Origin of the sequence: Proteus sp. STS61-E (assembly GCF_040932335.1) — a bacterium.
GTDB classification, from domain to species: Bacteria; Pseudomonadota; Gammaproteobacteria; order Enterobacterales; family Enterobacteriaceae; genus Proteus; species Proteus mirabilis_B.
Genome location: NZ_JBFQGE010000003.1, coordinates 466140 through 475909, shown reverse-complemented (window position 1 = coordinate 475909; position 9770 = coordinate 466140). Strand labels below are relative to the sequence as shown.

The window sequence follows — 9770 nt, the reverse complement described above, 5'->3', positions numbered from 1 at the left end:
TTACTTTTGTTGTTCACTCTTCAAGACTTGATACATCTAATATTTTAGAAGATATCGTCTCTGCGAGTGCCCACACAGATTGTCTGATAATTTGTTAAAGAGCAGTGCAACTGTCGCTGCCGTTTCCGGTCTTCTGCGTTGTTGCGAGGAGGTGCATTCTACATCTTCCTCATTCAGTGTCAAGCGTTTATTTTCAAGGCTTTTCACTTTTTTTCTTCGTTCTCTCAGTCAGTTCGCTTAGCGCCCTGTGCCGTGACAACGAGGACGCATTATAGGGAGTTTTCTGAGGCTGGCAATAGTTTTTTTAAAAAAAATGTTCGTTTGTTGGTAAATTAAACGAAGTGCCTATTTTTTGTGGCTTTTTAGCCATTTTGGCAAGTCTGCAAGGCTATCGAGAACGAAATCTGCACACTGTTGTGCCTCTTCAGTTATCTCTTTTCCTGTGCGAACAAGAATTTTATGCCCCACTCCTGCACCTTTTGCTGCCAACATATCTTCTTTTTTATCACCAACCATATAAGAAGAAGCCATATCGATGTTTAATTGTGCTTTCGCATCCATAAACATACCTGATGCTGGTTTGCGACAATCACACTCTTTCTTATATTCTTCTACAGCGGCATCTGGATGATGAGGACAATAATAGATACCGTCTAAATCAACACCTCTATCAGCCAAAGACCAATCCATCCACTCTGTTAGGTGTAAAAATTGATCTTCACTATAGTAGCCACGACCAATACCCGATTGATTAGTTACTAGTACCAAGGCATATCCCATAGCTTTTAATTCAGCCATTGCCTCAATGACACCATCGATAAACTCAAAGTTATCACTTTCAGACACATAGCCATGGTCTATATTAATAGTTCCATCGCGATCTAAGAAAATCGCAGAAATCCCCTTGCTCACAGCATTACTCCATTTAGATATTTTTATTAGTATCGCATGTTTTTTCTTATATAGAGAATGATATCCATGGCTTTCTTTCTTTATTACTCTTCAACTCTTTTTTATTGACTTAGCCGTCTAGACGCCTTAACATCTATTTTAACTCGGGCAGAATAGTCTTTATGTCCCATATCTACTTATATAAAGAAAAACATGATTAAACTGACGAATATAAACAAAGTGTTTAAGCAGGGAGAGCGTTCTATACAAGCGCTATCAAACATTAACCTGCATGTGCCTCAAGGGCAGATTTTTGGTGTTATCGGATCGTCAGGAGCGGGTAAAAGTACACTTATACGTTGTGTGAACATGTTAGAAAAACCAACTTCAGGTGAAGTACTTGTTGATGGTCGTGATCTAACTAAGTTATCTGATAAAGAATTAACAAAAGCACGTCGCGGTATTGGTATGATTTTCCAACATTTCAACTTACTGTCTTCTCGTACAGTGTTTGATAATGTGGCACTACCATTAGAACTAGATAGTACACCTCGCGCTGAAATTAATAAGCGTGTTAATGAATTACTTGAATTAGTCGGTTTGTCAGATAAGAAAGAGTATTACCCAGCAAACTTATCTGGCGGACAAAAGCAACGTGTTGCAATTGCACGCGCACTAGCAAATTCACCAAACGTTTTATTGTGTGATGAAGCAACTAGCGCACTTGATCCAGCAACAACACGCTCTATTTTAGAATTATTAAAAGACATTAACCGCCGTTTAGGCCTCACCATTTTATTAATCACTCATGAAATGGACGTTGTAAAACGCATTTGTGATCAAGTTGCAGTAATAAGTGGTGGCGAATTAGTTGAAAGTGATGCTGTGAGTGAAGTTTTCTCTCATCCAAAAACACCAGTTTCTCAGGCTTTTATTCAATCAACACTACAATTGGATATTCCTGAAGATTACAAAGAACGAATGAAACCAGAGTGGGAAGAAGGTTTATTCCCATTATTGAAACTTGAATTTAATGGTCAATCAGTCGATGCACCATTAATGTCCATCGTTGCTCGTCGTTTTGACGCAGATATTAATATCTTAAGTTCACAAATGGACTATGCCGGTGGAGTGAAGTTTGGCGTGATGTTAGCTGAACTACACGGTAAGAATGGTAATACTGAAAAGTCGATTGCGTTTTTAGAAGAGCATCATGTGAAAGTAGAGGTTCTCGGTTATGTCTGAAGGAATGGTTTATTTATTAATTAGTGGGATCTGGGAAACCTTAGTCATGACCTTCGTTTCAGGCTTCTTTGGTTTTGTTATCGGACTACCGCTTGGTGTTTTACTTTATGTCACACGTCCTGAACAAATTATGGCAAATCCACCTGCCTATCGTGTCATCTCAGCACTTGTGAATATCTTTAGGGCTATTCCTTTTATTATCCTACTTGTATGGATGATCCCTTTTACTCGCTTGGTTGTAGGAACATCTATTGGCTTGCAAGCAGCCATCGTGCCATTAACAGTTGCAGCAGCACCTTTTATTGCTCGTATGGTCGAAAATACACTATTGGAAATCCCACAAGGATTAATTGAAGCATCTCGTTCTATGGGTGCAACACCAATGCAAATTATTAAGAAAATTTTATTACCAGAATCTTTACCAGGCTTGATTAACTCTGCAACTATTACACTGATTACATTAGTGGGTTACTCCGCAATGGGTGGTGCCGTTGGTGCAGGTGGTTTAGGTCAAATTGGCTATCAATATGGTTACGTTGGCTATAATGCAACTGTAATGAATATTGTGATTGTTCTACTCGTTATTCTTGTTTTTATCATTCAGTTTTTCGGCGATCGCTTAGTGAAGCTGACAACACATAAATAATTAAATTGAAGGTTCCAATTATTAAATCGAAACCTTTTAATTAACGGATCAAATAAGGGTAAATGTATGTCATTGAAATTTAAATCGCTCGCAGTCGTAAGTGCTTTAGTTGGCGCATTAGCATTAGCTGGTTGTGGTGAAAAAGAAAAAGATCCAAACCATATTCGTGTTGGTGTTATTTCTGGCTCTGAGCAACAAGTTGCCGAAGTAGCAAAACAAGTTGCTAAAGATAAATATGGTCTTGATGTAGAACTCGTTACTTTCAATGACTTCGTAATGCCGAATGAATCATTGAGTCGTGGTGATATCGATCTTAATGCATTCCAACACAAACCTTATTTAGATCAGCAAATTAAAGATCGTAATTTCAAAATTACAGCAGTAGGAAATACGTTTATTTATCCTATCGCAGGTTACTCTAAAAAAATTACTGATTTAGCTGATTTACCTGATGGCGCTCAAGTGGCTATCCCTAACGACCCAACTAATTTAGGTCGTTCGCTGCTGTTATTAGAAAAGGTAGGATTAATTAAATTAAAAGATGGTGTGGGCTTATTACCAACGTCTTTAGATATTATTGAAAATCCTAAAAATCTAAAATTAGTCGAGTTAGAAGCACCTCAATTACCTCGTTCATTAGATGATCAAAAAATCTATTTAGCGGTAATCAATACAACTTATGCTAGCCAAGTAAACTTAACGCCAGCAAAAGACGGTATTTTTGTTGAAGATAAAGACTCTCCATATGTAAATATCATTGTTGCCCGTGAAGATAATAAAGACAGTGAAAATGTGAAGAAATTTATCCAAGCTTACCAAACGGATGAAGTAGATAGTGCTGCAAATAAAATCTTTAACGGCGGTGCTGTAAAAGGCTGGTAATACGTTAAAATTTAACTTAATTATAAAAAAGGCGGACATTTGTTCGCCTTTCTCTTTTTTACTTGGTTAATTTGCATTAAATTAGTGCCGTTTAATTTTTGTATAGACAATAATAAAGAGGATATTACCCATGCACATGCGCTTGCTACTTATTGGCATCATGGCGCTGTTTATGACAGGCTGTTCAATGCAAAAATCATCTGATGTTGATCAGTCTAAATTTACGGATATGCGTTTAAATAAACCTGGGCAACCACAAAAACCAAGGTCACAAACTTTACCTTCAGTACGTATTGTTGAAAAAACAGAAGACCTTTTAGGAGCTCCTTTTAAAGATCTCGGGATTGTCGCCGGTGAATCTTGTCGTCAAACATTACAAGATCCACCAGCAAGTCTACCTATTGCTAAAAAAAGAATGGCAACAAAAGCTGCCTACAAAAATGCGAATGCCGTTTTATTACATGAATGCCAAATTGTCACAGGCTTAGGTTGCTACCAATCTGCTATTTGTGAAGGCACAGCATTACTCATTACAAAATGAACACCTACCAAATGAATCCTATAGGGTATATTTCGAGCCCTTATAAAGAAAAATTTGCCGTTCCACGCCAACCTGGATTAATCCAGGATGGCGGCGGCCAACTTATTCTACACACGCCTTATAATCACCCTGATGCGGTTCGAGGCTTAGAGCAATTTAGTCACCTTTGGTTGATCTTTGTTTTTCATCAAACAGCCCAACAAGGTTGGCATCCTCTCGTTCGCCCCCCGAGATTAGGCGGAAACGCCAAAATTGGAGTATTTGCAACGCGCTCAACCTTTCGCCCTAACCCAATTGGCATGTCATTGGTTGAATTGAAAAAAGTAAATACGGACAATCAGTCTGTTATTTTAGAATTAGGTAGCCTTGATTTAGTGGATGGCACTCCTATTCTTGATATCAAACCTTATTTACCGTTTGCAGAATCGCGCCCAAATGCAATTGCAGGGTTTGCACAAGAAGCACCAAGTAACGAAATGCCCGTTTTCTTTTCACAGGTTGCATCAGAACAACTGCAACACTATGCCAATGACTACCCTCATCTTTCACGTTTTATTACCCAAGTATTACAGCAAGATCCTCGTCCTGCTTATAAAAAAGGCGAACAAAGTGATAGAATTTATGCGGTACACTTACTCGAATTTAATGTTCGCTGGCAAGTCAATGGACAACAGACACTTGTTCTTAGTATAGAACCGCGGTAACTTGCTATTATCTTCATTGATATTGCTATCATGAATAGTCTAATCTGAGAGTCATTCTCATGTCTTTAGACAAATCAGATTGAAAAAAATGCTTTGCCCCTTTTGGCAGACCTAAGTCACTGGTAGACTAGAGCGTGTTGACCTTTGATGGTCGATTTTATTCGAATTAAAAGCATTTTAGGCAAGGAGAGGGACTTGCCGCCTAGTGAACTAAGCTAGCGCCTCTCAACGCAGAATAAAATGAGTGAAACGTCTTTTAATCGAACCCGTAGGGCTGTTTTTATTTTTAAGTGGTCATTGTTAATGTCAATCAATGCCCAAACTCAAAATAGTTGAATATGTTGCTTGTTTTATAAATTTCTTTTGCTGTAAAAATAAGCAGCAAAAATCAACACGCTCTAGAGTCTTTCTCTAATTATATTGATGTAGACTGGCGTGACAGTCAGCCTAAGTATTTTTGTTCTAATGGAACCTAATAATGCGTACTAGCCACTATTTGCTCTCTACTTTAAAAGAGACACCTGCTGATGCAGAAATTGTCAGCCATCAACTTATGCTTCGCGCAGGCATGATCCGTAAACTCGCTTCTGGTCTTTATGATTGGATGCCGACAGGGGTTCGTGTTCTAAGAAAAATTGAAAAAATTGTTCGTGAAGAGATGGATAACGCTGGATCACTTGAAATTTCAATGCCCGTTGTTCAACCCGCTGACTTATGGCTAGAAAGTGGTCGTTGGGAACAATACGGCCCTGAATTACTGCGTTTTTCAGACAGAGGCGAGCGCCCATTTGTTTTAGGCCCAACCCACGAAGAAGTTGTTACTGATATTGTTCGTAATGAAATTACCTCTTACAAACAACTTCCACTGAACTTATATCAAATTCAAACTAAATTCCGCGACGAAGTACGCCCTCGTTTTGGTGTTATGCGCTCTCGCGAATTTATCATGAAAGATGCTTACTCTTTCCATATCTCTCAAGAGTCTTTACAAGAGACTTACGACAGAATGTACGAAGCTTACAGCAAAATTTTCTCTCGTATTGGTTTAGATTTTCGTCCAGTGCTTGCAGATACAGGCTCTATCGGTGGTAATGCCTCTCATGAGTTCCAAGTTTTAGCGGATAGCGGTGAAGATGATATCGTCTTCTCTACTGGCTCTGACTATGCAGCTAATATCGAATTAGCAGAAGCAGTAATGCCTGCAACTCCAAGAGCTGCCGCGACTGAAGAATTACGTTTAGTAGATACACCAAACGCTAAAACAATTGCTGAATTAGTTGAACAGTTCAATTTACCAATTGAAAAAACTGTTAAAACACTGATTGTTCATGGTACGAAAGAAAGTGGTCACCCATTAGTTGCATTATTAGTCCGTGGCGACCACGAGCTTAATGAAGTTAAAGCAGAAAAATGCGCTATCGTTGCGGCACCTTTAACTTTCGCGACTGAAGCTGAAATTCGCCAAGCTGTAAATGCAGGTCCAGGTTCATTAGGCCCAGTTAATCTGCCACTGCCAGTTATTATGGATCGTTCTGTCTCTGTAATGAGTGATTTTGGTGCTGGTGCAAACGTTGATGGTAAACACTATTTTGGTATCAACTGGGATCGTGACCTACCTGTTGCCGAAATTGCTGATATCCGTAATGTTGTTGAAGGCGATCCAAGCCCAGACGGCAAAGGAACATTACTGATCAAACGTGGTATTGAAGTTGGTCATATTTTCCAACTTGGTACAAAATACTCAGAAGCATTAAAAGCAACGGTACAAAACGAAGAAGGTCATAACCAAATCGTCACTATGGGTTGTTATGGTATCGGTGTAACTCGTATTGTTGCTGCCGCTATTGAACAAAACCATGATGCTCGCGGTATTATTTGGCCAGATGCGATTGCACCATTCCAAGTCGCTATTTTACCAATGAATATGCACCGTTCTTATCGCGTTAAAGAAGTTGCTGACAGACTTTATGACGAATTACGTGCTCAAGGTATTGATGTTCTGTTTGATGACCGTAAAGAGCGTCCGGGTGTGATGTTTGCTGATATGGAACTTATTGGTATTCCACACACTATCGTGATTGGTGATCGTAATCTAGACAACAATCAAATCGAATATAAAGCGCGTCGTAGTGATGATAAATCACTAGTCAATGTTGACGATGTTGTTGCCTTTATTAAAGAGCAACTCGCTTAATTATTAGGTCCCTTATCTTTAAGGGGCTTGATTGATAAAACAAAAAACCCGCGATCAGCGGGTTTTTTATTAGAAATAAATAGAGACTAAAACTTAGCTTCTGCCACCACGATGGTTTCCGCAAGAGCCATGGCGATTAAAACGAGGCTTATCATCTGTAACCACTAAAGCTCGATCATATTTACCATCTTCCATTGAAGGACGAATGCTGTAATAACCATTAACTTCGAGGTAAACAGGTGTTCCACCATCAACACCGGTTGAGAAATAGCCTTTTTCTAATTCAATACCATTAGCTGCATAAACTCGCCCTGATTGGCAATCTTTAAACGTACCTGCATCGGCAAAGTAGGTAAATTCACCCGCAAGCTGTTTAGGTTGAACCTTAGCTAAAGTATAATTTAGTTCTGAATTAATGACGTTGCCATCAATATCAAGCATGACTAATTTATCTTCACGAGGTAAATAATAGCTCTTTTCACCGTAACTATTAGTCAACGTCAGCTTATCTTTACCTAATACCCATGTTCCTGATTCAAAGAAACTACGTTTATCATCAGGTGAACCTTGATAGCTTTGCTCCATAACATAAGAGCCATCTTGATTAACAAGAATTGTCGTGTCGATACCAGAGCAATCGGCACAAGGCAGAATACTGTTGTAAGTTTGGTCTACAATTTTTCCATCAAGTGATAAGCCAATGTTATTTTGGCAACCTGACAGTACAAATAACCCAGCAGCAACGGCTGCAAATAAAAGTTTTTTCCCCATCATCGACTCCCTACATTCTGGGTACTTTTTAATAAATCATTCTCAATATGATTCTAACATTTTTTAAAATAAAAGGGGGCAATAAAACAAGCTTTAAGACAAATGCACCCATAATTGTTAATTATTTCTCAAATCACTTCTAATAAAGAACTATTTCAGAAAATTATTATAATAACTATTGTGCTCACATCGAATAACAGCATAATGATTTTATTCTGAATTATTCACTGGCGGCAACACCGCCACGAAAGAGTGGTGAGGGAATATGTCAACAAATACAGAATATCAACCAATTAACTGTGATGATTACGAGTATCTGGAGTTAGCATGCCAGCGTGGTTTAGCACTCCATATTGAACTGCATGATGGTGAGCTTATTGAAGGTATCGCGGATGACCTTTTCTTAAGCAAGAAAGTTGAATACCTAAAAGTCAAAACGTCTGAAGGCTCTAAAGATTTGCGACTGGATATTATTGCCAGTTTTTCTAATCCCGAACTTGGGACAATCATTATAAAATCGGAATAACCGAATAAGGAACAACCGCCAACCGGCGGTTGTTCATTCATGAGCCTCTCGCCACTCAATAGTAATAGCGTGTTCTGATGTTGCTTTTCCCTCAAAAGTAACAAACGTATTAATAGCTGCAATTAACGTATCATTATAATAAATCAAAGGAATTTTGGTTCTACGCCAAGGTGCAACCTCAAGCTCTTGCCAAATCTTTTTACTATGTCGAGCGTGCTCTCGCCCTACAATACGCAGAGATGCTTGTGTTAAACCAAAACGCACTGTGACTTTTTCATCACTTGAAGGCGCTCTAACGGTATTTTTTCCTGTTTCGGCAATGAGTGATAAAGCCCCTAATCCATTAGGTAAATACAAAGGCTCATTGAGCTGCCACTCAATAATGTGTCCAACAGGCTCTTTAATGATTGGAACTAGATAAAGACGCTGTTTATAGCGTCTAACTTCATCTTGATAAAATTGTAATCGAGGCTCAGCATCTTCTTTGGCTAAAGCGACCTCTTGCCATAATCGTAAAATTTGTTGTCTTGATGGCATGGTCTTATTGTGTTCAGCAAACCAGCGCCTCAATAAAGCATTTCGCTTGATAACACTACAATGAGCCAATTGATTGATATCTAAACTATGATCACTGTCCATTAAAGCATTAAGTTCAGAATCTAATAATTCATCTAGTAGTGCTTCTTGTTCTCCACACAATGCCGCACTTCGAGTCACCGCTTGTGAAAAGTGAGGCCATCGTTGAGCCAATAAGGGCATAACTCGCAACCGTAAAAAATTGCGATCATAGCGGTCATCTTGATTACTATCGTCTTCTATCCAATCTAACCCTTGTTCAGTAGCATAAGATTCGATTTGTTCACGCGTAATATTGAGTAATGGTCGAAGTAAATAGCCATTTTCAAATACCATTTTTGCTGGCATTGAAGAAAGCCCAGCAGGGCCGCTGCCTCGCTTTAAAGCCAGTAAAAAGGTCTCGGCTTGATCATCTTGATGTTGAGCCGTCACTAGCACTTGTTGTGGCTGTAAATATCGACGAAAGGCTTGGTAACGCGCCTCTCTTGCACCATTTTCAAGACCGCCTTCTTTAGGATCTACATTCACTTTTTCACTGATAAAATCAACACTCCATTGCTGACAACATTGTTCACAATGAGCAAGCCACTCATCTGCTTTGATGTTTAATCCATGATGAATATAGATGGCCGTTAATTCTAAAGGTAATTGGAATTCATCACGTAAACGTACAAGCCCTTGTAATAAAACTGTGGAATCTACTCCACCACTAAAACCCACCAAAATTTTAGTGTAAGGATCAATTTGTTGTTTGATTTCTCTAAGGAGTAAACCGTATTCCTGTTTCATCGTAT

The 9770-nt window shown here is 38.9% G+C and carries 10 protein-coding genes; 7 read left to right on the top strand and 3 right to left on the bottom strand.

The features are described from left to right. Positions 1–345: 345 nt before the first annotated feature. Positions 346–912, bottom strand: a complete 567-nt coding sequence (gene gmhB, locus AB4J89_RS10400) for a D-glycero-beta-D-manno-heptose 1,7-bisphosphate 7-phosphatase (protein WP_270755071.1) — start codon at positions 910–912, stop codon at positions 346–348. 192 nt (positions 913–1104) lie between these two features. On the opposite strand from gmhB, the gene metN reads away from it, so the two are divergent. From metN to proS, 6 genes are all read left to right on the top strand, one after another. Further along, positions 1105–2136, top strand: coding sequence for a methionine ABC transporter ATP-binding protein MetN (gene metN / locus AB4J89_RS10395; RefSeq protein ID WP_088494714.1), 1032 nt, complete (start codon positions 1105–1107; stop codon positions 2134–2136). Then, positions 2129–2782 (top strand): methionine ABC transporter permease MetI, encoded by a 654-nt coding sequence (locus AB4J89_RS10390; protein WP_368469137.1) that lies wholly within the window; start codon positions 2129–2131, stop codon positions 2780–2782. Before metN ends, AB4J89_RS10390 begins: the two co-directional genes overlap by 8 nt. A gap of 66 nt (positions 2783–2848) precedes the next feature. Beyond that, positions 2849–3664 (top strand): MetQ/NlpA family lipoprotein, encoded by an 816-nt coding sequence (locus AB4J89_RS10385; RefSeq protein ID WP_075671666.1) that lies wholly within the window; start codon positions 2849–2851, stop codon positions 3662–3664. 130 nt (positions 3665–3794) lie between these two features. Next, positions 3795–4205 carry an Rcs stress response system protein RcsF gene (gene rcsF / locus AB4J89_RS10380; RefSeq protein ID WP_088494713.1) on the top strand — a complete coding sequence of 137 codons (411 nt, stop codon included), beginning with the start codon at positions 3795–3797 and terminating at the stop codon, positions 4203–4205. After that, positions 4202–4909 (top strand): tRNA (N6-threonylcarbamoyladenosine(37)-N6)-methyltransferase TrmO, encoded by a 708-nt coding sequence (gene tsaA / locus AB4J89_RS10375; protein WP_270755078.1) that lies wholly within the window; start codon positions 4202–4204, stop codon positions 4907–4909. Before rcsF ends, tsaA begins: the two co-directional genes overlap by 4 nt. Before the next feature lie 478 nt (positions 4910–5387). Next, on the top strand, positions 5388–7103 hold the full coding sequence (proS, locus tag AB4J89_RS10370) for a proline--tRNA ligase (protein ID WP_088494711.1): 1716 nt from the start codon (positions 5388–5390) through the stop codon (positions 7101–7103). Positions 7104–7196: 93 nt separating this feature from the next. Here proS and nlpE read toward each other — a convergent pair whose 3' ends face one another. Beyond that, positions 7197–7877, bottom strand: coding sequence for an envelope stress response activation lipoprotein NlpE (gene nlpE / locus AB4J89_RS10365; protein ID WP_088494710.1), 681 nt, complete (start codon positions 7875–7877; stop codon positions 7197–7199). 262 nt (positions 7878–8139) lie between these two features. On the opposite strand from nlpE, the gene rof reads away from it, so the two are divergent. Further along, positions 8140–8400 carry a Rho-binding antiterminator gene (rof, locus tag AB4J89_RS10360; RefSeq protein WP_194951120.1) on the top strand — a complete coding sequence of 87 codons (261 nt, stop codon included), beginning with the start codon at positions 8140–8142 and terminating at the stop codon, positions 8398–8400. Between the two features lie 33 nt (positions 8401–8433). Here rof and tilS read toward each other — a convergent pair whose 3' ends face one another. Then, positions 8434–9765 (bottom strand): tRNA lysidine(34) synthetase TilS, encoded by a 1332-nt coding sequence (gene tilS / locus AB4J89_RS10355; protein WP_368469133.1) that lies wholly within the window; start codon positions 9763–9765, stop codon positions 8434–8436. Positions 9766–9770 lie beyond the last annotated feature (5 nt).

Coding starts and splice junctions, on each gene's coding strand:
- AB4J89_RS10385 (WP_075671666.1), top strand. CDS start 2,849: ATGTCATTGAAATTTAAATCGCTCGCAGTCGTAAGTGCTTTAGTTGGC.
- rof (WP_194951120.1), top strand. CDS start 8,140: ATGTCAACAAATACAGAATATCAACCAATTAACTGTGATGATTACGAG.
- tsaA (WP_270755078.1), top strand. CDS start 4,202: ATGAACACCTACCAAATGAATCCTATAGGGTATATTTCGAGCCCTTAT.
- metN (WP_088494714.1), top strand. CDS start 1,105: ATGATTAAACTGACGAATATAAACAAAGTGTTTAAGCAGGGAGAGCGT.
- proS (WP_088494711.1), top strand. CDS start 5,388: ATGCGTACTAGCCACTATTTGCTCTCTACTTTAAAAGAGACACCTGCT.
- nlpE (WP_088494710.1), bottom strand. CDS start 7,877: ATGATGGGGAAAAAACTTTTATTTGCAGCCGTTGCTGCTGGGTTATTT.
- AB4J89_RS10390 (WP_368469137.1), top strand. CDS start 2,129: ATGTCTGAAGGAATGGTTTATTTATTAATTAGTGGGATCTGGGAAACC.
- rcsF (WP_088494713.1), top strand. CDS start 3,795: ATGCACATGCGCTTGCTACTTATTGGCATCATGGCGCTGTTTATGACA.
- tilS (WP_368469133.1), bottom strand. CDS start 9,765: ATGAAACAGGAATACGGTTTACTCCTTAGAGAAATCAAACAACAAATT.